At 70.7% G+C, this 25,729-nt stretch carries 20 protein-coding genes and 2 pseudogenes; 12 read left to right on the forward strand and 10 right to left on the reverse strand.

What is annotated here, in order from left to right:
- Positions 1-11 precede the first annotated feature (11 nt).
- The 7 genes from ccsB to hemL all read right to left on the reverse strand — a co-directional run bounded on the left by ccsB (position 12) and on the right by hemL (position 7,703).
- Positions 12-1,109 (reverse strand): c-type cytochrome biogenesis protein CcsB, encoded by a 1,098-nt coding sequence (ccsB, locus tag MB828_RS03915; RefSeq protein ID WP_301646925.1) that lies wholly within the window; start codon positions 1,107-1,109, stop codon positions 12-14.
- Positions 1,106-2,845, reverse strand: a complete 1,740-nt coding sequence (resB, locus tag MB828_RS03920; RefSeq protein WP_301646926.1) for a cytochrome c biogenesis protein ResB — start codon at positions 2,843-2,845, stop codon at positions 1,106-1,108. Before resB ends, ccsB begins: the two co-directional genes overlap by 4 nt.
- Before the next feature lie 3 nt (positions 2,846-2,848).
- Positions 2,849-3,622, reverse strand: a complete 774-nt coding sequence (locus MB828_RS03925; RefSeq protein WP_046726521.1) for a cytochrome c biogenesis CcdA family protein — start codon at positions 3,620-3,622, stop codon at positions 2,849-2,851.
- 1 nt (position 3,623) lies between these two features.
- Positions 3,624-4,214, reverse strand: a complete 591-nt coding sequence (locus MB828_RS03930; protein ID WP_207920911.1) for a TlpA family protein disulfide reductase — start codon at positions 4,212-4,214, stop codon at positions 3,624-3,626.
- A 66-nt stretch (positions 4,215-4,280) separates the two neighbouring features.
- Entirely contained in the window at positions 4,281-5,534 is a 1,254-nt protein-coding gene (locus MB828_RS03935; RefSeq protein WP_301646927.1) for a hypothetical protein, read from the reverse strand.
- 154 nt (positions 5,535-5,688) lie between these two features.
- Positions 5,689-6,378, reverse strand: a complete 690-nt coding sequence (locus tag MB828_RS03940) for a histidine phosphatase family protein (RefSeq protein WP_301646928.1) — start codon at positions 6,376-6,378, stop codon at positions 5,689-5,691.
- Complete coding sequence (gene hemL, locus MB828_RS03945; protein WP_301646929.1) at positions 6,375-7,703, reverse strand: glutamate-1-semialdehyde 2,1-aminomutase; 1,329 nt, start codon at positions 7,701-7,703, stop codon at positions 6,375-6,377. The genes MB828_RS03940 and hemL overlap by 4 nt, the downstream gene beginning before the upstream one ends.
- Before the next feature lie 278 nt (positions 7,704-7,981).
- Between hemL and MB828_RS03950 the strand changes: the two genes are divergently transcribed.
- On the forward strand, positions 7,982-8,656 hold the full coding sequence (locus MB828_RS03950; protein WP_207920912.1) for a hypothetical protein: 675 nt from the start codon (positions 7,982-7,984) through the stop codon (positions 8,654-8,656).
- A gap of 101 nt (positions 8,657-8,757) precedes the next feature.
- On the opposite strand, the pseudogene MB828_RS46800 reads toward MB828_RS03950, so the two are convergent.
- Positions 8,758-8,925, reverse strand: a pseudogene (locus MB828_RS46800) (IS5/IS1182 family transposase); the annotation flags it as partial.
- Between the two features lie 100 nt (positions 8,926-9,025).
- On the opposite strand from MB828_RS46800, the gene MB828_RS03960 reads away from it, so the two are divergent.
- Positions 9,026-9,592, forward strand: coding sequence for a Uma2 family endonuclease (locus tag MB828_RS03960; protein ID WP_301646930.1), 567 nt, complete (start codon positions 9,026-9,028; stop codon positions 9,590-9,592).
- 51 nt (positions 9,593-9,643) lie between these two features.
- Here MB828_RS03960 and MB828_RS03965 read toward each other — a convergent pair.
- Both MB828_RS03965 and MB828_RS03970 read right to left on the reverse strand, forming a co-directional pair.
- Positions 9,644-9,862, reverse strand: a pseudogene (locus MB828_RS03965) (site-specific integrase); the annotation flags it as partial.
- A 227-nt stretch (positions 9,863-10,089) separates the two neighbouring features.
- Positions 10,090-11,109 carry a cytochrome c oxidase assembly protein gene (locus MB828_RS03970; protein WP_301646950.1) on the reverse strand — a complete coding sequence of 340 codons (1,020 nt, stop codon included), beginning with the start codon at positions 11,107-11,109 and terminating at the stop codon, positions 10,090-10,092.
- A gap of 489 nt (positions 11,110-11,598) precedes the next feature.
- Here MB828_RS03970 and MB828_RS03975 point away from each other — a divergent pair, with 489 nt between their 5' ends.
- The 10 genes from MB828_RS03975 to MB828_RS04020 all read left to right on the forward strand — a co-directional run bounded on the left by MB828_RS03975 (position 11,599) and on the right by MB828_RS04020 (position 25,720).
- On the forward strand, positions 11,599-12,261 hold the full coding sequence (locus MB828_RS03975; RefSeq protein ID WP_301646931.1) for a hypothetical protein: 663 nt from the start codon (positions 11,599-11,601) through the stop codon (positions 12,259-12,261).
- A 294-nt stretch (positions 12,262-12,555) separates the two neighbouring features.
- The gene (gene pstC, locus MB828_RS03980) at positions 12,556-13,530 is read left to right on the forward strand and encodes a phosphate ABC transporter permease subunit PstC (RefSeq protein WP_046734141.1); all 975 of its coding nucleotides are present in this window, start codon (positions 12,556-12,558) and stop codon (positions 13,528-13,530) included.
- Positions 13,527-14,918, forward strand: coding sequence for a phosphate ABC transporter permease PstA (gene pstA, locus MB828_RS03985; RefSeq protein WP_301646932.1), 1,392 nt, complete (start codon positions 13,527-13,529; stop codon positions 14,916-14,918). Before pstC ends, pstA begins: the two co-directional genes overlap by 4 nt.
- Entirely contained in the window at positions 14,918-16,624 is a 1,707-nt protein-coding gene (locus tag MB828_RS03990) for a phosphate ABC transporter substrate-binding protein PstS (protein WP_301646933.1), read from the forward strand. The genes pstA and MB828_RS03990 overlap by 1 nt, the downstream gene beginning before the upstream one ends.
- Entirely contained in the window at positions 16,621-19,239 is a 2,619-nt protein-coding gene (locus MB828_RS03995; protein ID WP_301646934.1) for a hypothetical protein, read from the forward strand. Before MB828_RS03990 ends, MB828_RS03995 begins: the two co-directional genes overlap by 4 nt.
- A 173-nt stretch (positions 19,240-19,412) precedes the next feature.
- A complete protein-coding gene (locus tag MB828_RS04000; protein ID WP_301646935.1) occupies positions 19,413-21,410 on the forward strand; it encodes an Ig-like domain repeat protein in 1,998 nt (665 codons plus the stop codon).
- Between the two features lie 76 nt (positions 21,411-21,486).
- Complete coding sequence (locus tag MB828_RS04005) at positions 21,487-22,401, forward strand: sortase (protein WP_301646936.1); 915 nt, start codon at positions 21,487-21,489, stop codon at positions 22,399-22,401.
- Between the two features lie 41 nt (positions 22,402-22,442).
- Entirely contained in the window at positions 22,443-23,261 is an 819-nt protein-coding gene (gene pstB / locus MB828_RS04010; RefSeq protein ID WP_430381324.1) for a phosphate ABC transporter ATP-binding protein PstB, read from the forward strand.
- Between the two features lie 244 nt (positions 23,262-23,505).
- Positions 23,506-23,769: a hypothetical protein gene (locus MB828_RS04015; protein ID WP_133027567.1), complete on the forward strand. Its 264-nt coding sequence runs from the start codon at positions 23,506-23,508 to the stop codon at positions 23,767-23,769.
- Positions 23,770-23,944: 175 nt separating this feature from the next.
- Positions 23,945-25,720 (forward strand): phosphatidylglycerol lysyltransferase domain-containing protein, encoded by a 1,776-nt coding sequence (locus MB828_RS04020; RefSeq protein WP_430381325.1) that lies wholly within the window; start codon positions 23,945-23,947, stop codon positions 25,718-25,720.
- Positions 25,721-25,729 lie beyond the last annotated feature (9 nt).

Raw genomic sequence — 25,729 nt, forward strand, 5'->3', positions numbered from 1 at the left:
CCCTCGGCGGTTCAGACGCCCGCGTACGAGTGCTTGCCGGTCACGAAGATGTTGACACCGTAGTAGTTGAACAGCCAGCAGCCGAAGGCGATCATCGCCAGGTAGGCGGCCTTGCGGCCCTTCCAGCCGGCGGTGGCGCGGGCGTGCAGGTAGCAGGCGTAGGCGACCCAGGTGATGAAGGACCAGGTCTCCTTGGGGTCCCAGTTCCAGTAGCGGCCCCAGGCGCTGCCCGCCCAGATCGCGCCCGCGATGATCGTGAAGGTCCAGAGGGGGAAGACCGCCGCGTTGACGCGGTACGCGAACTTGTCGAGGGACGCGGAGGCGGGCAGGCGCTCCAGGACCGAGGTCGCGAAGCTGCCGGGCTTGCCGCCGTTCTCCAGCTTGTTCTCGTACGCGTCCTTGAAGAGGTACAGGATCGTGGCGACCGCGCCCACGTAGAAGACGGCGCCGCAGAAGATGGCCGTCGAGACGTGGATGTAGAGCCAGTACGAGTGCAGGGCCGGGACCAGCGGCTCGCTCGCCGTGTAGAGGACGGTGACCGCGAGGCCGAGGTCGAGGAGGACCGTGGTGATCAGGAAGAGGCCGAGCCAGCGGACGTTCTTCTTCAGGGCGAGGAGGGTCAGGTAGACGGCGACCGCGACCGTGGAGAACGTGATGTTGAACTCGTACATGTTGCCCCAGGGGGCCCGCTGCACGGAGGCCGCCCGGGTGACCACGCCCGCCAGCTCCACCAGGAAGGCGAGGACCGTGAGGGAGATCGCGATCCGGCCGTAGAGGTCGCCCTGCTCGTCACCGCCGTGGGCGCCGGGGCCGTCCGGGACGTCCCGGGAGCCGGCCGCGGCGCGGACGACGACCTTCGGGCGTTCCAGCACGGCGGTGCCGCCGGCCTTCTTGACCGTGACGGCGGGGCCGGTCCGCTTCGCCGCCGTCTCGCTCGTCAGCGCGTTGGCGGTGCGCGCGACCCGGCTGCGGCTGCCGAGCAGCCACTCGAAGATGTAGGCGAAGAAGGCCAGCGTGTAGACGGCCATCGAGGAGTAGATGAGCGTGTTGCTCATACTCGCCAGGTGCTCGTTGGTCGCGGCGAGGGTCGTTGCGGCGGCGGAAGTCATCGCTTCTCAGCCCCTTCGGCAGGTACGACTTCGGGGTCGGGGGATTCTGCGGGGTCGGCGTCGGTGGTGTCGCCGGGGGCGGGGGCCCCTGGTGCCTGGTCGTAGAGGATGCCCGCGAGGTCGCCCAGTTCCTCGGGCACCTTCGCGGACTCGCTGCGGCCCAGGCCGCCCATCTCGACGACGGTGACGCCGTCGGGGCCGGGCACCGCGCGCACCCACACGCGGCGGCGCTGGATGAACAGCGAGGCGGCCAGGCCGAAGATCGCGGCGAGGGCGCCGCCGAGCGCCCAGCCGCTGCCGGGCTCCTGGACGATCTCGAAGCCCGCCCATTCCTTGACGCCCTTCTCGAACGTCACGGAACCGGCGCCGTTCGGCAGCTGCATGGTCTGGCCGGGCTTGAGGTTGTCGCGGAGCTGCGCCCCCTTGGAGTCCTTGAACTCCTTCATGTGGGACTTGTCCAGCTGGTACACGCTCTGCGGGATGCCCGAGTCGACCCCGAGGTCACCGTGGTACGGCGTCAGGTTCAGCACCGGGTTGTCCAGCGCCGGGAAGGTCGAAAGGACGGAGGAGCCGCCGCCGTAGGTGGGCAGGAAGAACAGGGAGATGCCCAGCTGCTCGCTGACGTTCCGCGCGTTCTTGTAGCCGTCCATCACCTTGAGCACGCCCTGGGAGGTGATGTTGCCGTCGAGCGGGAGCAGCGGCACCGCGTCGTGGTAGACGACGTCGCCCTTGCCGTCGCGGACCGTGATGACGGGCGCGTAGCCGTGGCTGACGAGGTAGACCTTGGCGTCGTCGATGTGCAGCGGCTGGTTCACCTTGACGGTGGTCCGCTTCGCCTTGCCGTACGCGCCGTCGATGTACTTGATGTCGGCGCTGAAGGTGGTCGGGGTGCCCTTGCTGGGGCCGCTGGTCTGGTAGCCGGCGGTGAAGTTCTTCAGGTCGAAGCTGAACGGCACCAGGTCGTCGGTGCTGAACATCGAACCGGACTTGAAGTCGTCGTACTGGAGGATCGAGTTGGCGAACCCGCCGCCCTCCACGACCAGCTTGGTGCCGTCCGACTTGTACATCTGGCCGGACGCGAAGGCGATCAGCAGCACGATCAGCGCGATGTGGAAGACGAGGTTGCCGAACTCGCGGACGTAGCCCTTCTCGGCGGCGACCGCGTCCCCGGCGATGTGCGAGCGGAAGCGCCGCTTCTTCAGCAGGGCGAGCGCGTCCTCCCGGACCTCCTCCGGCGCCGCGTCCGTGCGCCAGGTCGTGTACGCGGGGAGCCGGTTCAGCCGCTTCGGGGCGCCCGGCGGACGGCCGCGCAGCTGGCCCACGAACTGCCAGGCGCGCGGGATGATGCAGCCGACCAGGGAGACGAACAGCAGGATGTAGATCGCGGAGAACCACACCGAGCTGTAGACGTGGAAGAGGCCGAGCTTGTCGTAGACCGGCGCCAGTGTCTTGTGCGCCTTCTGGAAGTCGGCGACCTTGTTGATGTCGGCGCCGGTCTGCGGGATCAGCGAGCCGGGGATGGCGCCCAGTGACAGCAGCAGGAGCAGCAGCAGGGCGACCCGCATGGAGGTCAGCTGCCGCCAGAACCAGCGGGCCCAGCCGAGCAGGCCGAGGCCGGGGGCGGCGGGTGGCTCGACCGGGGCGGTGGAGAGCTGGGAGCCCGCCTCGCCGAGGTCCGTCTGGTCCGGCTCGGTGCCGCCGGTGTGCTCGGTGTGCTCGGTGTCGGTGTTGCTCATCGATCAGATCCCCACAGTGAAGCCGTCGGACCAGCCCTGCATCTCCTGGACGAGGCTGTCCCAGGCCCCGGTCAGCAGCAGCACACCGGTCACGATCATCATCGTGCCGCCGATGCGCATCACCCAGACATAGTGGCGCTTGACCCAGCCGAAGGCACCGAGCGCCTTGCGGAAGGCGATCGCGGCCACCACGAAGGGCACGCCGAGCCCCAGGCAGTAGGCGACCGTCAGGATGGCGCCGCGTCCCGCGCTCGCCTGGTTGAAGGAGAGAGCGGTGACGGACGCCAGGGTCGGGCCGATGCAGGGGGTCCAGCCGATCCCGAACAGCGCGCCGAGTACCGGTGCCCCTATCAGACCGGTCACCGGCCGCTTGTGGAAGCGGAACTCGCGCTGGGTGAACCAGGGCATCAGACCCATGAAGAACACCCCCATGACGATCATGAGGACACCGAGCACCTTGCCGAGGGTGCCGGACTGCTCCTGGAGGGTCTGGCCGAAGTAGCCGAACAGTGCTCCGCCGGACACGAACACGGCGGTGAAGCCGAGCACGAAGAGGGAGGCGCCTGCCACCATCCGGCCGCGCCGGGCCTCTGCCAGGTCGGTTCCGGCGACCCCGGTGACGTAGGACAGGTAGCCGGGGACCAGGGGCAGCACACACGGGGAGAAGAAGGAGACGAGCCCGCCGAACAGGGCGACCGGCAGGGCGATCAGCAGGGCACCGCTGAACACCGTCTCGTTCTTGCCCGTCTCCGCCGCGAGCGTGAGGAGTGCGCTCACGTCACTTCTCCGCGACGACCGGCTTGATCATCTTCAGCAGGTTCTCCTCGCTGAGCGCCGCCAGCGAGCGCGCCGCGACGTTTCCCTGCCGGTCGAGTACCAGGGTGGAGGGGATGGCCTGCGGGTTGAGCGTGCCCTTCTTGAAGCGGAGCATCAGCTTGCCCGTCGGGTCGTACAGACTCGGGTAGTCGATGCCGTTCTGCTTCTCGAAGGCGACCGCGGAACCGGTGCTGGTGTCGCGGGTGTTGATGCCGACGAACTGGACGCCCTTGCTCGCGTACTCCTTGGAGACGGAGGCGAAGTAGGGCGCCTCGGCGCGGCACGGGCTGCACCAGGAGCCCCACACGTTGATGACGACGACCTTGCCCTTGTAGCTCGCGACGTCCAGCGTGCTGCCGTCGATGGTCTTGCCGGACAGGTCGGGGGCGGCCGCGCGGTGCCCCTTCGCGACCGTGTCGATGCCGTTCTTGCCGGTGACGAAGTTGGTGTTGCCGCCTCCGCCGGAAGTGCCGCCGTTGCCGCACGCGGACAGGGTCAGGGCCGTCACGGCGGCCATGGCGCCGAGCAGGAGGGCGCGGCTACGGGTACTCATGTGAAAAGTTTCGCATGCCCCTTCTGGGGATCTTGCGCACCCCCCTTGGTCCGCGAAAGGCCCTTTTCAGGCCGCGGTCCCCTGCTTGAGGAAGCCCTTCCAGCCGCCCGCCGGACGCTGCCCGACGTCGAGGGTGCGCAGCTTCGCGAGGACCTCGGGCTTCTGCACGTCGATCCAGTCCACGAACTGCCGGAAGGAGACCATCCGCACGTCGGCGCCCTTCTCCTTCTCCCGGGCGATGTGTTTGAAGGCCTCCTCCACGGAGTCCATGTAGATGCCGCCGTTCCACTGCTCGAAGTGGTTGCCTATGAAGAACGGTGCCCTGTTTGTCGTGTATGCCCGCTCGAATCCCGCTATGTACGCCTGGGCCGACTGGCGGCGCCAGCCCGGGTAGTTGTAGGCCGGGGCCTTGGTCGAGTTCACCGACTGGTTGGCGAGCATGTTGTAGTCCATGGACAGGACCTCGAAGCTGTGGCCGGGGAACGGCACCTGCTGGAGCGGCAGGTCCCAGATGCCGAGCTTCTTCTCGGGCCAGACCTGGCGGCCGCCGGGCGAGGAGGCGTCGTAACGCCAGCCGAGCTCGCGGGCGGTGGGCAGCAGGTTGTTCTGGCCGAGGAGGCAGGGCGTACGACCGCCGACCAGCTCCTTGTCGTAGTCGAAGGGGAGCGCGGGCAGGTCCGTCCAGCCGGTGTTGGTCCGCCACTCCTTCACGAACGCCTTCGCCTGGTCTATCTCGCTGCGCCACTGCTGGGGCGTCCAGTTGCCGACGGTGCCGTGGCCGGAGCAGAAGTGGCCGTTGAAGTGGGTGCCTATCTCGTGCCCTTCGAGCCAGGCGCGGTGGACGTTGGTGAGCGTCGCCCTGATGTGCTCGTCGGTGAGGTAGCCGATGTCGGAGGCGCCGCGGGGGTTGTTCGGCGGGTCGTAGAGCCGCTTCTTCGACTCGGGGAGGAGGTAGAGCCCCGAGAGGAAGAAGGTCATGGACGCGCCGTGTTCCTTCGCCAGGTCGAGGAAGCGCGGGAACAGGCCGTTGCCGACCTCGCCGGCGCCGTCCCAGGAGAAGATCACGAACTGCGGCGGGGTCTGGCCGGGCTCCAGCGGCTCGGGGGCGGCGGGCTGGTGGGGCTGCTTGCCGGTGCGGGAGGTGGAGCCGTCGCCGAGGGGGCGGGCGGTCGCGGTCGGCTTCTTCGAGGGCTGCCTGGCGGAACCGCCGGCGTGGTTCGTACCGTCCGACGGTGTGTGCGTGCCGCAGCCGGCGAGGCCGAGTCCGGCCGCGGCGCCCGCGCCGACGCCGAGTAGTCCCCTTCGGGTGAAGGTCCGCATGGTTCCCCGATTCGTCACGTCCTCTGGTGGTCACCCACTCAGAGGGCGGGACGAACGGGGAGGTTCCTGAAGGAACCTCATATTTTCAGACTAATTTCATGAAGCGGGTTCGACGGGGCGCGGAGCAGGGCTTGGCGCGGAGATTTCTGACGCTCTATGCCCCGAACGCCTTGCCCTGTCCCTGCACCGGCTTGGCACCGGCACGCAGGTGGACCGGCACCAGGTCGATCGCGGGCTCGCTGTACCCGACGGAGATGATCCTGTCACCCTCGTATGTGAAAGTCGTCAGGGACGCCAGGGTGCACTGCCGCTTGCGCGGGTCGTGCCACAGCCGGCGCTTCTCCACGTACGACCGCAGGATCCAGATCGGCAGCTGATGGCTGACCAGCACCGCCTCGTGGCCGCGTGCCTGGTCCCGGGCCGAGTCCAGCGCGCCCTTCATCCGCACGACCTGCTCGACGTACGGCTCGCCCCAGGACGGCTTGAACGGGTTGACCAGGTACTTCCAGTTGGCGGGGTTCTTCAGCGCCCCGTCGCCGACCCCGAAGGTCTTGCCCTGGAAGATGTTCTCGGCCTCGATCAGCCGCTCGTCGGTGCCCAGGCCGAGCCCGTGCGCCTTGGCGATCGGGGTCGCGGTCTCCTGCGCGCGCTCCAGCGGGGAGGCGACGACATGGGTGACGTCCCGGCCGGCCAGGTGCTCGGCCACCCGGTCGGCCATCTGCCGCCCGAGCTCGGAGAGGTGGTAGCCGGGAAGCCTCCCGTAGAGCACCCCCTGCGGGTTCTCCACCTCGCCGTGCCGCATCACGTGCACGACGGTGATGTCCTGCTCTCTCTGCTCGCTCATGCTGCCGTGGCCTCCGCGGCCGCTCGGGCCGCCGCCGGGAGGGCGTCGGCGATCTTCTGGATGGCCCGCTCGTCGTGGGCCGTGGAGACGAACCAGGACTCGAAGGACGACGGCGGCAGGTAGACGCCGTCGGAGAGGAGGGAGTGGAAGAACGCCGTGAACCGGAAGGACTCCTGGCCTCGGGCGTCCTCGTAGTCGCGCACCGGCCGGTTGGTGAAGAAGACGGAGAACATGTTGGAGGCGGTCTGCACCTGGTGCGCGACGCCCTCCTTGCTCAGCGCCTCGCTCACGAGCCCCTGGATCTGCGCGGAGACGGCGTTGACCTTGTCGTAGGCCGCGTCGTCGAGCAGCCGCAGCTGGGCGAGTCCGGCGGCGGTGGCGACGGGGTTCCCGGAAAGGGTGCCGGCCTGGTAGACGGGGCCCGCGGGCGCGAGGTGCGCCATGACGTCCGCCCGGCCGCCGAACGCGGCCGCGGGGAACCCGCCGCCCATCACCTTGCCGAAGGTCATCAGGTCGGGCACCACCCCGTCGATCCCGAACCACCCGGCCCGGCTGGTCCGGAACCCGGTCATGACCTCGTCGGAGATGAAGAGCGCGCCGTTCCTGGCGCAGGCGTCCTTGAGCCCCTGGTTGAACCCGGGCCCCGGCGGCACGACGCCCATGTTCCCGGGCGAGGCCTCGGTGATCACGCAGGCGATCTCACCGGGGTGCCGGTGGAAGGCCTCCTGCACGGCCTCGAGGTCGTTGTACGGCAGCACGATGGTGTCGCCGGCCTGCGCCCCGGTGACACCCGGGGTGTCGGGCAGCGCGAAGGTCGCGACGCCGCTGCCCGCCGCGGCGAGCAGCGAGTCGACATGCCCGTGGTAGCACCCGGCGAACTTGATCACCTTGGTGCGGCGGGTGAAGCCACGGGCGAGCCGGATGGCGCTCATGGTGGCCTCGGTGCCGCTGCTGACGAGCCGCACCTGCTCGAGGGGCTGGATCCGGGCGACCATCTCCTCCGCGAGGGCGACCTCGCCCTCACCGGGCGTGCCGAAGGAGGTACCGCGGGCGACGGCCTCCTGGACGGCGGCGATGACCTCGTGGTGCGAGTGGCCGAGGATCATCGGCCCCCAGGAGCACACCAGGTCGACGTACTCGCGCCCGTCGGCGTCGGTGAGGTAGGCCCCCTTGCCGGACACCATGAAACGGGGCGTGCCGCCGACGGCACGGAAGGCGCGCACCGGCGAGTTCACGCCCCCGGGCGTGACGGCGGAGGCACGGTCGAAGAGCGCCTGCGAGACGGGCGCGTCGTAGGGATAGGGAGTTTCGCTCTGGGCACTCATGACGTGCGACTTCTCCGACTTCTCGGACTCCGGTTGCTGGGTGACCTTCTCAGGGTAGGCGGAGGTCGGCGTTCTTCCCGTAGTGGTCGGGGCATCTGCGAGACTGTGATCCGATACACCCAGCTCATCCGGCACGCAGCTGGCCGGAGGCTGTAAAGATCCTGCGGACTGATGTTTCGACGCACGTTTCGGCGGGCGGCCGTGGGGGAGGTCACTGACACGATGATCGGGTTGCGCGGCGGGGGCCACGCGTCCTAGAAAAGCAGTCGGGTGGAGATATGCATCGCGGTGGCGGACTGGGCGAGGGGACTGACGACCTGGGTCCTCGGCGTGCCCGGCAGGGAAGGCACCGGCGCGACGCGGAGGAAGCGGCGGAAGCAGCACGTCGGGAACAGGGCGGCGTACCGAGTGAGTCCGATCGGCGTGACCGACGTATCGATCAGTGGGACCAGAGGGCCCGGCGGATCGATCGCGGAATCGACCGTCCCGAGACCGGGAGCAGGAATGGTGGTCGGGTGGGGGTGACGTACAAATACTTCGGCGCACCGGACGGCGCGACCGCGGCCCGCGTCCCGATCTCGATGCGCCCCGAGGAACTCGGCGGCGACGAGCTCGGCATGAACGGCATGTTCACCAAGATCAAGCCGGAGACGATGGCCGCGATGGTGCTGACGGGCATCGAAGGTGTGCCTCTGCACAAGGTGCCGCCGCTCGAACTGGTCGTCCTGCACCCGGACTACGCCGTGGTCAAGCTCCCCATGACGGTGGTCGACCCGCTGCGCGGCATAGGCGAGGAAGCGGTGGGCGCGGCGGCCTTCATCTGGTCGACGGTCCCGGACCGGGGCGGCCCGAGGGACGCGTTCAACGTGTACCAGCTGCTGCACGAGTGGCAGGACTTCTCACACCGGTTGCATGAGGCGGGACACCAGCCGTACTGCTTGGTGTGGCCCTGACCTGCGGTTTCGATGGTCCCGGGCGAGGTCTTCGGGCCTCGCCTTTTTTGGTGCCGGAGGGGAGCCGTCAGGCGGCCAGGGCACGTTGAGCCTTTTCCATTGTCGTGCACGGCTCCGGCCGGAGCTGGTGAGGCCCACAGAAGGCGGCCTCTCGGGTCGGCTGTGACCTGCACGTTCATGCCGTGCTGCGTTCCGTCCGCGATCGGACACGCGTTCGTCGAAACGGCATGTACTGCTTGGGCGAGCGTCGGGGCGAGGGCGGCCAGGAGGCCTTCGGGCGTGAGCGAGAACAGCGTGCCGGACGGGTGGCGGACAGTACTCTGAACCCAGCGGGATCGGGCCCGCAGCACAGTGTCCGGGAGGTGCTTCATGACGGCCGAGATGGTGGCCCCGGCGTGGATGCATGAGCAGATCACGGCGGAGGAGTACGAGTCCTGGTCCGAGGAGCAGTGCGCCGGTATCGAGATCGTGGACGGGATGGTCGTCGTGAGCCCGAGTGCGTCCAAGCGGCACAATCGGCTGGCCCGGATTCTGGCGAACGCCCTGGACGCCGCCGCGGGCCCGGAGTGGAATGCCGACACGGACTTCGACGTCCGGCTTCAGGACCTCCCGCTCACCAATCGCCGCCCGGACGTCGTCGTGTACCGCGCAGACACGATCGACGTCATCCCCACCCGCCCCGAGCACGTGCTGCTTGTCGCGGAGGTGGTGTCGCCGGGCTCGGAGACCACCGACCGGATCGTGAAGGTCGACCAGTACGCCAAGGCAGGCATCGGCTTCTACTGGCGGATCGAGCAGGCCCCGACGGGCGTCCCGCTCGTGTACACCTACGTTCTCGACCCCGCGACGAAGACCTACAGGGACGGAGACGTGTTCACCGGTTTCGTCAAGGCAGCGGCCCCCTTCCCGGTGGAAATTGACCTAGGCCAGATCTGACCTACTCACTGTGCACTTCTCACACCGCCTACACGAGGCGGGTCATCAGTCTCAGGGCGGGTCGGCGCCGTCTTGCTCCTCGGTTTCCGTTTCCGTGAAGGCGTCGTCGATCGCCTTGCGGATGCGGGTCTCGCTCGACGGCAGTAGGCGCGTGTGCGTCCGTAGCGTGAATCCCGAGTCCGAGTGACCGAAGTACTCGGAGAGCGCCCTTGATGCTCTCCCCCGCGTTCAGGAGTACGGAACGTAGACGTGCCGAAGGGTGCAACTGCCTGCGTGGGAACAGGACCGACGGGACGGTACCGACGGGACTGACGGCACCTGACAGGAGTGGCGGGGTGACGGGACCGGTAGGAGTGGCGAGTGACAGGAGTGGCGGACCGACAGGAGTGGCGGACTGCCGGGACTGACAGGACGGGACTGGTGGGGCTGGGTGGCGGGGAGTCAGCGAGAGAAGCGCCCCCCTCCTCAGCCCTCTCCCCCGTCAGGTCACTCCGTCGTCACGGTTCGCCGTGCTGGCGGCGGATCCGGGCGGCCACCTCGTTCTCCTCCGTCTCCCACCAGGGGCGGACCCGCTCCGCGGCCGGGGCGGGAGCCGGGACGGCAGCGGAGGCAGCTGCGGACGCTGATGTGGGGACCGACGGCGGTGTCGGTGGCGTGGTCGCCGCCAGCTGTTCGTCCAGCCGTCGGTCCAGGGCCGCCGTCTGGATCCGTTCCGCCCGCGCCCACTGGAACAGGATCGTCAGCAGGAACGGCAGCGCGACCAGCTCGGCGATGCTCACCATCGCGCCGCCGCCGACCTGCTGGTCGTACTGGACGTCGGGGGCCCAGGCCGGATGGTGGTGGAGGTACCAGGCACCCGCGATCAGCGTGCCGTGGGTCATCACGACGACCCCGGGCACCGCGTCGATCACCCCGTCCAGGAAGACCAGGGCCGCCCGCACCGGGTGGCTGCACCAGGCCGGCAGGGTCTCCTCCCGGGTCAGCACCGGTACGACGAAGAGGCAGCCCGCCACCAGCAGGTGCAGGTACATCAGCTCGTGCAGCCAGCCCACCCGCAGCGCGGTGGCGAAGTACGGCGTGAAGTAGACCGTCAGCTCGGTGGCAAGCACCAGCGCCGTGCTGACCAGGGGGAAGGTCAGCAGCCGGAGCACCCGCCCGGTCGTCGCCCGGCGCACCCTGGCCGCCGCGTCCGCGGGCAGCGCCGCCACCGCGAGCCGCAGCGGGTCGCCCAGGGCGAGGCCGAGCGGGACCACCAGGTCGAGCAGGATGTTCTGCACGGCCGCGGGCCAGAACAGCACGCGGTCGTAGACGGCGAGACTCGACATCGTCGCCACGACGAGCGTGCCCAGGCCGAGGAACGCGAAGGCGGCGGTCCGGGCCGGGGACCAGTCCCCGCCCCGGCCGCGCACCCGCAGCACGCCCCAGCCGTACAGGCCGCCCAGGACCAGGACCAGCGACAGCGCGGGTACGTCCAGCTGCCATGACGTCAGCAGCCGGCCGGCGGTCAGCTCGGCCATCCGGCTCACGGTCACGGGTCCACGCTCCTTCAACTCCGGGACGAAACGGGTCACGTCGGGTCCACTGCGCGACGCTATACCCGGGCCACCGGGAGCGGGCACAGGGGTACGCGCCCGACCGGCACGATCACCGAAACGGGTTGCCGCGCCAGGCTGCTGGGTTGCCGGGCTGCTGGGTCGCCAGGCTGCCGGGCTGCTGGTTTGCCGGGTTGCCGGGTTTGCCGGGTTGCCCGACCGCCCCCGCCCCCGCCCCCGTCGCCGCCGAGCCACCCAACCCCCTCGTCACGGTGCCCTACGGCCTCGTCACAGTTCTGTGCCGGGGCCTGGTGATCCTTGTCCGCTTTCGTTCGGCCGTACCTACAGTGATCAACACGGCCTGGAGATCTGACCGTCTCCGCCGCCCCCGCAGCCGCACGTCCGGGGGACACAGGGGATACACCGGGGATACCGGGGACACGGGGGGCTTTCTTCATGGGGGAACGTTTCGGCATGCCTCGGCGCCTGCCGGCGCGGCCCGTCGCCGCGCTGCTGGCCGCCGTCGGGATCGTCGCGGGGGTGCTGGTCGGCAGGCCGGGACTGGAGACGGTCGTGGGGTGCGGGACCTCGGGGGACCTGTATCCCTCACAGACCGCGAAGGACTGGGTGTCGTACGCCGACCACGTCGTCGTCGCCAGCCCGACCGCGGAGCGGGAGACCAACCGGCGGACGTACGCCAAGGGGACCGTGGCGTACGCGACGGACCGGCTGGTGAGCTTCAGGACGGACAGCAGGCTGTGGTCGCGCAGCTCGCCCCGGCACACCCTCGGCGCCTCCTTCGACATGGTCGCCCCCGGCTGGGAGGTCCCCCGGTCCAGTGGGACCCGCGTGGCCGAGATGGCCACCGACGCACCCCGCCTCCAGGTCGGCCACACCTACCTGCTCGCCCTGCGCTGGCACGAGGGCGGCTGGGCCGTTCTCGGCGAGGGCGGCGCCGTGCCCTTCGACGACCACACCGGCGACCAGGGCGAGTGGTGCGGGCGGGTGCTGAGCAAGGAGGACGTGGCCGAGGGCGAACGCTTCTCCCGGCGCGCCGACCACAGCCTGGAGAAGGCGCTGCTGGGGCAGGGAGAGCAGGCCGCCAGGGACGCCCTGAACCGCGCGGCCCGCGGCTGAACCCCCGCACGCGGCGGTCCGGAAGGGGTTCCGCGCGTCCCACCCCGCCCGACCCTCCAGTGCACGGGCCCCGCCCGACCCCCCAGTCCACGGGCACCCACATCTCCCCCACTGAAACGGCATGAACAGTTCACCTGCCCTCCACGTACGACGCGTTGGTGCGCAAGGAACCGGCCATTGACTCTCGGGCGCGGCACCCCGCTTCGGAGCCGCATGGGGAGAACCGTTTCCGTATAGGGGGGCACAGTGGTGTCCGCGCTCAAGGGTTCCGCCGGGGCGGAATCCGAAAGACCCGTGCCCAGGCGGCCGTCGCCCGCCCGTGGACTCGGGGACCGGGTCTTCCGGGTCCAGTTGACGGCCTCCGGGGTCATCGTCCTCGCCATCATGGCCGCCGTAGGACTGTTCCTGCTGCTCCGGGCCGCACAGGCGCTGCGGACCAGGGGTGTCTGGGGCTTCCTCACCACCGCCGAATGGCAGCCCGACGTCCATCGCTTCGGCATCGCGGCCGTGCTGACCGGCACCCTGCTCATCGCCGCCGTGGCCGTCACGATCAGCGTGCCGCTGGCCCTCGGGACCGCCCTGTTCATCTCGGACATCGCGCCCCGGCCGCTGCGCCGCACGCTCGTCTCCATGGTCGACCTGATGGCCGCCGTGCCGTCCGTGGTCTACGGCCTGTGGGGCCTGTTCTTCCTCCAGCAGCACGTCATCGGGGTGTCCCGGTGGCTGTCGGACTGGTTCGGCTGGATCCCCTTCCTGCACGTCGACGGCACCCAGCCGGGTGAACCGCTCGCCTCCCAGAGCGTCTACACCGCTTCCACCTTCGTCGCCGGCATCGTCGTGGCGCTGATGGTCGCGCCGATCCAGTGCTCGGTGATGCGCGAGGTGTTCGCGCAGGCACCGGCCGGTGAGCGGGAGGGCGCCTACGCCCTCGGCGCCACCCGCTGGGGCATGATCCGCGCGGTCGTACTGCCGTACGGCATGGGCGGGATCATCGGCGGCACCATGCTGGGCCTCGGCCGGGCGCTCGGCGAGACCATCGCGGTCTACCTGATCATCTCCCCGGTCTTCACGATCCAGCCGCACATCCTGCAGACCGGCTCGAACTCCGTCTCCTCCCTCATCGCCCTGCACTACGGCGATGCCTCCACCTTCGGCATGTCGGCGCTGATGGCCGCGGGCCTGGCGCTGTTCCTGCTCACCCTGGCGGTCAACTTCACCGCCTCCTCGATCGTGGCGCGGTCACGGTCCGGCGCACAGAGCGAGGCATGACGATGACCGTCGTTGACCTTGAGAAGGGCGCTCCCGAGGACACCCCGCGGGACGCTCCCCAGGACGCCCCCGGAGAGGCCGCCGAGGGCACCCCCGCCGGGCCGGCCGTGGCCGCCGCGGGCCCCGACGTACCGCGCCGGATCGGCGGGGTCACCCGCTCCGGGGTGCTGTCGGTGTTCGGCGCCGCCGCCTCCGGGCTGTGCGTCGCCGTCCTGCTCTTCGGTGAACTGGCGCCGTTCTCGGGCGCGTTGGGCTTCTTCGTCACCGCGTACCTCTCGTTCCTCGGTATCTACGCGGTGCTGACAGGGCTGGAGGAGGACGGGCAGGCGGTACGGGACCGGGTGATGACCGTCGTCCTGTGGTCGGCGGGCGGGCTGATGTTCGCCGCGCTCACCCTGGTCGTCGGCTTCACCGCGTGGCGGGGCCGGGAGGCCCTGCCGCACGCCAACTTCTTCACCCAGGACATGCAGGCGGCGGGCCCGCTCGACCCGCTGACCCACGGCGGCATCGCGCACGCCATGCTCGGCACGCTCATCATGATCGCCATCGCGCTGGCGATCACGGTGCCGCTGGGCCTGGCCTGCGCGGTGTACCTGAACCAGATCCCGGGCCGATTCTCCCGCTTCGTCCGCACGATCGTCGAGGCGATGACCGCGCTGCCCTCCATCGTGGCCGGTCTGATGGTGTACGCCGTCTGGATCCTCAACCTCGGCATGCAGAAGTCGGGTCTGGCGGCGGGCTTCGCGATCAGCGTGATGATGCTCCCGATCGTGATCCGCGCGGCGGACGTGGTGCTGCGGCTGGTGCCGGGCACCCTCACCGAGGCGTCCGAGGCGCTCGGCGCACCCCGCTGGCGCACGGTCTGGCACGTGGTCCTGCCCACCGCCCGCTCGGGCCTCGCGACCGCCGTCATCCTCGGCACGGCGCGCGGCATCGGCGAGACATCCCCGGTGCTGCTCACCGCGGGCTTCACGGCGGCGCTCAACGCCGACCCGACGAACGGCCCGATGATCTCCCTCCCGCTGGCCGTCTTCAACTTCGTCAAGTCCCCCGAGCCCACGATGATCGCGCGCGGCTTCGGCGCGGCGGCGGTCCTGATGGCGCTGGTCCTGGTGCTCTTCGTGATCGCCCGCGTGATCGGCGGCCGCGGCCCGGGCCACCAGAACAAGCGCCAGGCGAGGCGGGCGGCAAGGGCCTCACGCAGGGACGCCCAGAGATTCACCGAACTCCACACCCCGGGCCTCGATTTGTTCGAGCCCGCCCCCGCTTCCGACACCGGCGAGAGCAACTCCCTGCTTGGGGGCGCGGGGAACTGCGCGACCAGCCACAACGCACCCGCACCCACAGACGGCGAACAGCCCCCGTCCTCCACAGGAGACGCGCACTGATGTCCAGCCAAGTCATCAACGCCCTGAGACGGCTGGGCATCCTGGCCGCACTCATAGGCATCCTCAGCCCCCTCACCGTCCTCGGCGTCACGCAAACCGCTTCCGCCGACTCCTACACCCCCATCGCCGGCGCCGGCTCCACCTGGGCCGAGAACGCCGTCGACGAATGGCGTCGCGCCGTCAACCAGTACGGCATGCGGATCAGTTACGCCGGTACCGGTTCCTCCGACGGCCGCCGCCAGTTCCTCTCCGGCACCGTGGACTTCGCTGTCTCCGACATCCCGTTCCAGACGAACCCCACCGACGGCAGCGCCGCCGAACGCCCCGCGTCCGGCTCCTACGCCTACATGCCGATCGTGGCCGGCGGCACGGTGTTCATGTACCACCTCACCGTCAACGGCAAGCGGGTCACCAACCTCCGGCTCTCCGGGGACGTGGTCACCAAGATCTTCACCGGGGTCGTCAAGACCTGGGACGACCCGGTGATCAAGGCCGACAACCCCGGCCTCCAGCTCCCGCACCGCACGATCGTCCCGGTGGTCCGCTCCGACGGCTCCGGCTCCACCGCCCAGTTCACGCTGTGGATGGCGAACCAGCACCGGTCGCTGTGGAACGCCTACTGCGCGAAGGTCGGCCGCTCGGGAGCGTGCGGGGAGACGTCGTACTACCCGACCGTCTCCGGCATGATCGCCCAGTCCGGTGACCTCGGCGTCGCCGGTTACGTCGCGCAGAACTACGGCGAGGGCGCGATCGGGTACGTCAACTACTCGTACGCCATCAACGCGCGGTATCCCGTCGCGAAGGTCCTGAACCACGCGGGCTACTACACCGAGCCGACCCCGTCGAACGTGGCGGTCTCGCTGCTCAAGGCGAAGATCAACACCAACAGGAACTCGGCGGACTACCTCACCCAGCAGCTCGACGGCGTCTACAACGACACCGACCGGCGCAACTACCCGCTGTCCAGCTACTCGTACATGATCCTGCCGCTGAAGGTGCAGGGCACCTTCACCAAGGACAAGGGCAAGACGCTCGGCGCCTTCTCCTACTACTTCATGTGCCAGGGCCAGCAACAGGCGCCGAAACTCGGCTACTCACCACTGCCGATCAACCTCGTCCAGGCCGGGTTCGACCAGATCCGCCGGATCCCGGGCGTGCAGACGCAGAACATCAACATCAAGAACTGCAACAACCCGACCTTCACCACGACCGGCCAGAACAAGCTGGCGCAGACCGCGCCCTACCCCGCGGCCTGTGACAAGAAGGGCGCCGCGCCCTGCACCACGGGCACCGGCGGCACGAAGACCGGCTCCGGCGGCAACAGCGGCGGCACCTCCGGCGGCAGCGGCTCCGGCGGTACGGCCGGCACCGGAGCCGGCACGGGCACGGGCACGGCAGGCGGCGGTTCCGCCGGGGGAGCCGGCGCCCGGCCCTCGGTCGACCCCGACACCGGCCAGACCATCTCCCCGGACGGCAGCACCGCGGCCGGCGGCGGCACCGGCTCGGCCGGCGGTACGGCCGGCGGCACCGTCGCCCTCGCCCAGCCGGTCGCCGTGGCCACCGGACACGGCTGGACCGCCACCCAGACCCTGATGCTGCTGGCCGCGGTCCTGGTCTTCGGCCTGCTCCTGCTGCCCTCGCTGGTCTCCCGGCTGGTGGGCGGCGGCAAGGGCGAGGGCTCCACGGGCGACGGGAGCGCACGATGAGACGGCGCATCGGGAACGCCCTCGTCCGGCTCCTCGCCGGCGCCACCGTCGGCGCCCTCGCCGGGCTCGCCGTGGCCCAGGCGGCGCCGTCCGCCACCGCGGCGAGCGGTGCCGGATCCGCCGTGACCGTGTCCGGGCGCGGTGAGTTCAAGGACATGAAGTTCACCGTCAGCCAGACCACCCACCTCACCAGCCAGGCCGTCTCGGTGAGCTGGACCGGCGGCGCCCCGACCACCTTCGCGGGCTCCCAGTTCGACACCGGCTTCGTGCAGATCATGCAGTGCTGGGGCGACGACGACGGTACGGTCCCCGGCAACCCCGGCCCGTCGCGCACCCAGTGCCAGTTCGGCGCCTCCCCCACCACGGACCGCGGCGGCTGGCCCGGCAACGGTCAGGACGACACCCGGCAGATCTTCTACAGCGCCGACCCGACCAACTACGGCCAGGACGACCGGTACGGCGCCGCCAACCCGAACGCTCCCGGCGAGGTCCCCTTCAAGTCGGTGGACGGCACCACGATCACCAGGGGCACCCAGAACAACCCGCTCTTCAACCACAACACCACCAACGAGGTCGACTTCGCCCGCACCAGCGCCGACGGCAGCGGCCAGGAGTACTTCGAGGTCCAGACCGCCAACGAGGCCCCGCACCTCGGCTGCGGCGTGCCGGTCACCACGGGCGGCGTCACCAGGCCCCGCTCGTGCTGGCTGGTGATCGTCCCGCAGGGCAGCCTGGACCTGGACGGCAAGCCGTACGCGGACCAGAGCCACGTCAACGCGGGTTCCCCGGTCTCCTCGACCAACTGGAAGAACCGCGTCGCCGTCCGGCTGGACTTCAACAGCGTGGGCACCAACTGCGCCCTCGGTGCCGACGAACGTCCCACCACCGGCAGCGAGCTGGTGGCCGACGCGATGACCAGCTGGCAGGCCACCCTGTGCGCGCAGGGCAAGGTCTACAGCTACACCGAGTACGGCGAGCCCAACACCCGGGCCCGGCTCATCTCGGACGGCTCCAGCGGCCTCGCCTTCACCACCCGCAGGCTCGGCGCCGACCCGGGCACCTCCGCGCCACCGGGTACGACGACCTACGCGCCGGTCGCGCTCAGCGGCGCCGTCATCGGGTTCACGATCGAGCGCAGACCCAGATCCACGGCACCGGACAGCGTCCAGAAGCTCGCGGGCACCAAGGTCGAGTCGATCAGGCTCAATCCCCGGCTGCTCGCCAAACTGCTCACCGAGTCGTACCGCAACTCCACCTGGGGCTCGGTGCTCAACAGCGGGGTGGCCAAGGGGTACGGCTGGGCGAGGAACAACCCGGCGGGTCTCGTCACCGACCCGGAGTTCATCGCCCTGAACCCCGAGTTCGCCGAACTCTCGGTCGCCGAGACGCCGGCCACCGACACCGACCTGATGACCTCGCTGGGCCACACCGACACCGCCCGCGCGCTCTGGCAGTACATCGCCGCCGACAAGGACGCACGGCAGTTCCTCGCCGGGGTCCCCGACGACGACGGGATGCGGGTGAACCCGTACTACAGCACCAACGCGGACCTGAACCCGTCCGGCGCCGCCTTCGACCCGTCGAACACCGACGAGTACCCGAAGAACGACCCCTGGTGCACGGTCCCGCCCGGCTCGGGCGCGCCCGACGACAAGCCGCAGTGCATGACCGACTTCCACCCCTACGTGGACGACATGCACGCCGGCGCCCTGCACACCCGGCGCGCGGACACCCTCTGGAAGTCCAGCTGGGACCTGCTGGCCAGTCCGCCGACGTACAAGAGCGTCGGTCCGCAGACGGTCGGCTCGCGCTTCGTGATCACGGTGACGGACGTGGCCTCCGCCGCCCGGTACGGGCTGCAGACCGCCGAACTGGAGAACGGCGCGGGCAAGTTCGTCGCCCCGACGACGGCGGGCCTGACCGCGGCCGCCGCGACCGCCGCCGGCTCCGGTGTCGCCGAGATCACCCCGGCGAACGCCACCGCGAAGGACGCCTACCCGCTGGCCCAGCTGGTCTACGCGGCGGTGCGCCCCGGCAAGGTGTCCAAGGCCGCCCGCGAGGACTACGCCGCCCTGCTGCACTACGCGGCCGCCACCGGCCAGACCTCCGGCTCCGACCCGGGCAGGCTGCCCCTCGGCTACGCCCCGCTCTCCCAGAAGCTGCGCACCCAGGCCGACAAGGCGGCGAACGCGCTGCTCCACTACACGGGACCGGCCCCGGCGGGCAGCGGCTCGGCCGACGGCGGCGGCACGGACACCTCCGGCGGCGGGGCGCCCGGCTCCGCCGGGGACACCGGGGGGACGGGCGCGGTCGGCGGCACGGGCACCGGGACCGGGGCCGACGGCGCCGGCACCAGTGCCTCGCCGAGTGCGTCGGCGTCGTTCGACGGCGGCAAGGCACTTCAGACGACCGCTGCGGGCAACACGCCGGCCGACCCGGCCAACCCGCTGCGGTACGCCGTTCCGGCGGGGGCGGTGCTCGGGGCGGTCGCCGGAGCCGGGGCGCCCTTCGCGGGCGGCTCCAGGTTGTCGATGGGATCCGCGGTGGCGGCAGTACGTCGGCTGCGGGTGCGTCGTGGCTGGTCGCGCCCACGCGGCGGAGCCGCAGATCGATAACGCCCCGCGCCCCTGACGGGGCGCGTTCCCTCAGGGGCGTTTGAAAGCCCCCCGGAGCCAAGTGCTCCCCACAGACGGCCGTCCGCCCCGAAAGGCAGTCGGGGCGGACGGTGCGCACCACCCTGCCAGATCCCTCTGGCGACACCCAGCTAGCACTTGTCAGGAGACTCTCGATGCGCAGAATGCGCTCCTCGGCGGCGTTCGTCGCCGCGGCCGTGGTGGCCGGCGGTCTGGCCCTCGCCACCCCGGCGCTCGCCGACCCCACTCCCGCCGGCACCTTCCGCCAGCTGGTCGGCGTGGGCTCGGACACCACCCAGGACGTGCTCAACGCCCTGGCCGGCGACACCGTCAACGGCACCAGCTACGCGACGACCGCCGTGAAGTCGGCGAACGGCGCCGGCCTCGCCTCGTACGACGCGATCGAGCCCGGCACCGGCTCCACCTCGTCGACCATCACCACCCGTTCCGGCGGTCCCGCGTTCACCCGCCCGAACGGCTCGGGCAACGGCCAGAAGGCCCTGAGCGCGTCGCTGACCGGAGACAAGTTCCCGGCCGGCACCGGCACCGCCATCAAGGGCCAGGTCGACTTCGCCCGCTCCTCCGGCGGCCCGTCCACCGCCGGCACCGCGCTCACCTACGTTCCGATGGCCCGGGACGCGATCGGTGTCGCGGTCAAGGGCTCGGCCCTGGACACGCTGACCAAGCAGCAGCTGTTCGAGATCTACTCCGGCTCGCTCACCGAGCTGAACGGCCAGACCCTGCACCCGAAGATCCCGCAGGACGGCTCGGGCACCCGCAAGTTCTTCCTCGCGGCGATCGGCATGTCCACCACGCCGCTCGGGGCGAACGTCCAGGTCGTCCAGGAGAACCAGGCCAACGCGGCGCTCACCGAGGACGGCGCGCTCGTCCCGTTCTCCGTGGGCTCCTGGATCGCCCAGAACAACGGCGTCTCCCCCGACTACAGCAAGGCCGCGGCCGCCGCCGGCGGTCACCTGGCCTCCATCACCCTGCCCAACGACACGGGTGCCACCAGCCCGGTCACCACGGTGAACGGCAAGCTGGCCCCGGTCCAGGCGTACTACGAGAACTCGACGTTCGGCCGGGACGTGTACAACGTCGTGCCGAGCCGGGCCATCGACCCGACCAGCGTCTTCTTCGACAAGGACCTGTACGACATCTTCGTCACCAGCGGCAGCCACACCGCCGAGCTGGCGTCGGACAGCGCCGAGAAGGTCATCTCCGCGTTCGGCTTCGTCAACGAGCCGTACAACGGCTCCGTCAACCTTCAGGCCAAGCACGCCCAGCAGGGCGGCCTGGAGGGCGCCTCCTCCGCCGTCACGCTGCCGGCCGCGCCCGCCCTGAAGGCCACCGTGGGCGACGCGAGCCTGAAGCTGTCCTGGACCGCCCCCGCCGCCACCCCGCTGCCGCTGTCCGACTACCGGGTGACGCTGACCGACGCGGACGGCGGGGTCGTCGCCACCAAGGACGTCACGGCCACCACCACGTCGTACTCCTTCACGGGTCTCGCCAACGGCACCTACACCGCCACGGTCACCGGTTACAACATCGTCGGCGCCGGCGCGGACGCCACCTGGAAGGGTGCGGTCAAGTACGCCAGCACCACCAAGGCCACCACCGCCACCACCGCCTACGGCAAGACCCCCAAGGTCGCCGTCACCGTCACCGGCTCGCACGGTGTCAAGCCGACCGGCAAGGTCACCGTCAAGGACGGCACCACGGTCCTCGGCACCGGCACCCTGGACGCGTCCGGCAAGGTCACCGTCAGCCTGTCGAACCACCTCAAGGTCGCCACGCACTCCCTGTCGGTGTCCTACGCGGGCACCTCCAAGCTGAACGCGTCGTCCACCACCGTCTCCCTGAAGATCACCAAGGCCGTGCCGCTCGTCGGCATCTCGGCGCCCAGCTCGGTGAGCCACACCGCCAAGGGCAAGGTCACCGTCAAGGTCACCGCCACCGGCACCACCCCGACCGGCACCGTCCGGATCTACGAGGGCTCCAAGGTGCTGGCCACCGGCACCCTGAGCGGCACCCAGGTGACCATCACGCTGCCGAAGCTGGCCAAGGGCAAGCACATCGTGCACGCGTTCTACGTCGGCTCCTCGACCGTGAGCGCGAAGTCCGGCGCCAACGTCACCATCAAGTCCACCTGACCGGTTGACGGGCCCGCCGGGAGCCTCGTACGGCTCCCGGCGGCCCCGCACGCACCTCTGAAGGAGGCGGGCCGCCGTGACGGTCGCCGTACCGACACCGAAAGCTCTGGCTCCGGCCGTGCCGCGCAGGCCCGTCGGCAGTCTCACCTTCGTCCGCCACCTCTCGCGCGGCGGACTGCTCAGCCTCGCCGCCCTGCTGCTCGGCATCACCGTTCAGCTGCTGGTGGTCAGCGGCGCCCAGGAACACTCGGCCCAGCACGCCGGCTTCGACCAGCTGCGCGAGCAACTCGCCCTCGGCACCGCGCCGGTGGCGCAGACCGGGCAGGACGGCAGGCTGCTGGCACCGGGCACCCCGGTCGCGCTCGTCGAGATACCGGAGCTGGGCCTGAGCCAGGTCGTCCTGGAGGGCACCGACTCCTCCGTCATGACGGACGGTCCCGGGCACCGCCGGGACACCCCGATGCCCGGCCAGGCCGGCACCAGCGTGGTGATGGGCCGGGCGGCCGCGTACGGCGGCCCGTTCGGCGGCCTGTCGCGGCTCGCCACCGGTGACACGTTCACCGTCACCACCGGCCAGGGCAAGGCGAAGTTCCAGGTCGTCGACGTACGGCGGGCCGGGGACCCGGCGCCGGCGGCGCTCGCCTCCGGCAGGAGCCGGATCGTCCTCATCACGGCGACCGGCCCGAAGTTCATGCCCTCGGGCGTCCTGCGCGTCGACGCCGACCTGGTCTCCGCGCCGTTCCAGACCCCGTCGCCCGTGATCCGGGCCGGCACCCTGCCGAGCTCCGAGGAGCCGCTGGCCCGCCCCTCCGGGGTGCCGTGGCCGCTGGTGATGTGGCTCCAGGCGCTGCTGCTCGCCGCGGTCGCCGCCGTCTGGACCTGGCACCGCTGGGGCCGCCACCAGACGTGGATCGTCTTCGCCCCGGTCGTCGCGGTGCTCGGCCTCCAGGTCGCGACGCGCACCACCGAACTGCTGCCGAATCTGCTGTGACCGAGGGACTTGAGATGACCGAGACAGTCGAGACAGTTGAGATGACCGACACCGCCGTGCTGCCCGCCGTGGTGGAGGGCCCCGCCCCCGCCGCCCTCGAAGCCCGGGCCGTCTCCGCCTGGTTCGGCTCGCACCAGGTGCTCAGCCAGGTCTCGCTGACCATGCCCGCGGGCGAGGTGACCGCCCTGATCGGGCCGTCCGGCTGCGGCAAGTCGACGTTCCTGCGCACCCTGAACCGGATGCACGAGCTGATCCCCTCGGCGCAGTTCGGCGGCGAGGTGCTCTTCGAGGGCGAGGACATCTACGACGCCTCCTGGCGGCTGACCGACGCGCGCCGCAGGATCGGCATGGTCTTCCAGAAGCCGAACCCGTTCCCGGCGATGTCGATCTACGACAACGTGGTGGCGGGTCTGCGGCTGACCGGCACCAAGGCGAACCGCCGGGAGAAGGACGTGCTGGTCGAGGAGTCCCTGACCCGCGCGGGCCTGTGGAAGGAGGTCCGCGACCGGCTCCGCCAGCCCGGCGGTGCCCTGTCCGGCGGCCAGCAGCAGCGCCTGTGCATCGCGCGGGCCCTCGCGGTCCGCCCCCGGGTGCTGCTGATGGACGAACCGTGCTCGGCCCTCGACCCCACCTCCACCCGGCGCGTGGAGGAGACCATCCAGGACCTGGCGGGCCAGGTGACGATCGTGATCGTCACCCACAACATGCAGCAGGCCGCCCGCGTCTCCCAGCAGTGCGCGTTCTTCCTGGCCGAGCAGGGCACCCCGGGCGGCATCGTGGAACACGGCGCCACGGACGCGGTCTTCGGCTCCCCCCAGGACCAGCGGACGGCGGACTACGTGGCGGGCCGCTTCGGCTGAGCCCCGGCGCCGGCCGGTCCACCCGTACCGTCGTCACCCCGTGCACTCGGAGCGTCACCCCGCCGTACCCCGGGGTGTCACCCGTGCGGGGCACGCCGGCGCCGGGGGACACCGGCCGGGCGGCAGGGGCGATGTCCCCGATGTCCGGGCTGGTACGGATACGCACGTCCCGAGACGGCGCGGACCCTACGTATTGTAGGTTCCCCATCGGTCACGGCGGCCCGTCAGCTCATCGGGGGTACTCATGCACGGCTCGGACACGCAGGAGGCACGGCGCGCACTCGCCCCCACGGTGACGGTGCTGGTCGCGAGCCTGCTGATCGCCGCGGTGGGCGTGTACGAGCTGTCGGGCTTCGGCCTGCACAGTCTCGACCGGCGCCCGCACCTGTTCAGCGACGGGCTGGCGACCGGCGGGGTGATCGTGGCGGCGGTGGCGGCCGGGGCGGCGATCGGCAACCTGGCCTGGGTGCTGGCCGCCCGGCGGCGGGCCGAACGGGAGCACCGGTGACCCCGGGGAGCACCGGTAAGGGACCCCTCGCCGTTTCACACCGTTTTCCCTACCGTGGCAGGCGGTTCCCCCGTCTCCCACAGCTAACCTACAGACTGTAGGGTCAGCCCTCCGTCATCCCGTTCCCCGTCCCCAAGGCGACCGGTCACCCATGCCTCCACAGCTGTCGGCACTGATGCCCTCGCGCGCGTCCGACGCCCGCCGTACCCCAGAGACAGGATCCGGGGGTGCGCTGCGCAGGCGGGCCGCCGACTTCACGGTCTGGTACCTGCGCGTGATCGCCGTACTGAACATAGCGGCGGTGCTGTCGCTGCCGTTCCGCCAGGAGGTCGACGAGCACAACAACGGCCGTATCACCCTGCACCTGCACCAGCAGCACGCGCACCACTCCGGCCAGTTCTTCACACCGTACCTGGCCACCGCGGGCCTGGTCTCGGCGGCGCTCGCCATCTTCTTCGTGCTGGTGATGCGCCGCCGCAAGCGGGCGGCCTGGGTGGTCAACCTGGTCCTGTCCACCCCCCTCTTCGCCCTCTACGTCCTCGCGCTCACCCAGCACGAGTACCGCGCCCACGTCTTCAACTGGGTATCCGCCGCCGTCACCGGCCTCTTCGTGGCCGCGCTGCTGGTCAGCCGCCGGGAGTTCAACGCGGTCGGCGACCCGTCGAACCCGAAGACCGCGCTGGCGGTGGGCGCGGGCGGGGTGCTCGTCACGGGCGGCCTCGGCACCCTCCTCGTGCACGCGACGAACAAGCTCCCCGGCGCCACCCTCCCCGACGAGATCGCGTACACGCTGCTGCGGGGCGTCAGCGTCGGCCCGCTCGCCGACCACGTGACCGCGGTCCACGCCCCCCGCTGGACCGACATCATCATCAACATCCTGCTCGCGGCCGCCTTCTGCCTGGTCCTGTACGCGGGTTTCCGCTCACCGCGCGGCCGCCGGCTGCTCAGCGCGGAGGACGAGGACCGGCTGCGCGCCCTGCTGGACAAGCAGGGCGCCCGGGACTCCCTCGGCTACTTCGCGCTGCGCCGGGACAAGGCGGCGATCTTCTCCCCGACCGGCAAGGCGGCGGTCACCTACCGCGTCGTCGGGGGCGTCAGCCTCGCCTCCGGCGATCCCATCGGCGACCCGGAGGCCTGGCCCGGCGCGATCGACGCCTGGCTGACGGAGGCCCGCCGGCACGCGTGGACGCCCGCCGTCATGGGCGCGAGCGAGGAGGCGGGCACGGTCTACGCCCGCCATGGCCTGGACGCCCTGGAACTGGGCGACGAGGCGATCGTCGACATCGCCGACTTCACCCTCGAGGGCCGGGCGATGCGGGTGGTCCGCCAGGCCCACAACCGGGTCCGCCGGGCCGGCTACACGGTCCGCATCCGCCGCCACGAGGACATCCCCGCGGACGAGCTCGCGCTGCTCATCGACCGGGCCGACCACTGGCGCGACGGCGCCACCGAACGCGGCTTCTCCATGGCCCTCGGCCGCCTGGGCGACCCGGCGGACGGCCGCTGCGTGATGCTGGAGTGCCGGGACGCGGACGGCACCCCCCGCGCCCTCCTCAGCTTCGTCCCCTGGGGCGAGCACGGCCTCTCCCTGGACCTGATGCGCCGCGACCGCGGCTCCGAGAACGGCCTGATGGAGTTCATGGTGGTGGAGCTCCTGCTCCGCGCGGCCGAGTTGAAGGTCGACCGGGTCTCCCTGAACTTCGCGATGTTCCGCTCGGTCTTCGAACGCGGCTCCCGCCTGGGCGCCGGCCCGGTCCTGCGCCTGTGGCACGCCACCCTCACGTTCTTCTCCCGCTGGTGGCAGATCGAGTCCCTGTACCGCGCGAACGCGAAGTACCGCCCGATCTGGGAACCCCGCTACCTCCTCTTCGCCCGCAGCAGCGACATCCCGAGAATCGGCCTGGCAAGCGCCCGAGCGGAGGGCTTCCTCACGGTCCCCTGGGGCTCATGACAGGCCCGG

Source organism: Streptomyces arenae (genome assembly GCF_022343545.1).
Classification (GTDB): Bacteria; Actinomycetota; Actinomycetes; order Streptomycetales; family Streptomycetaceae; genus Streptomyces; species Streptomyces humi.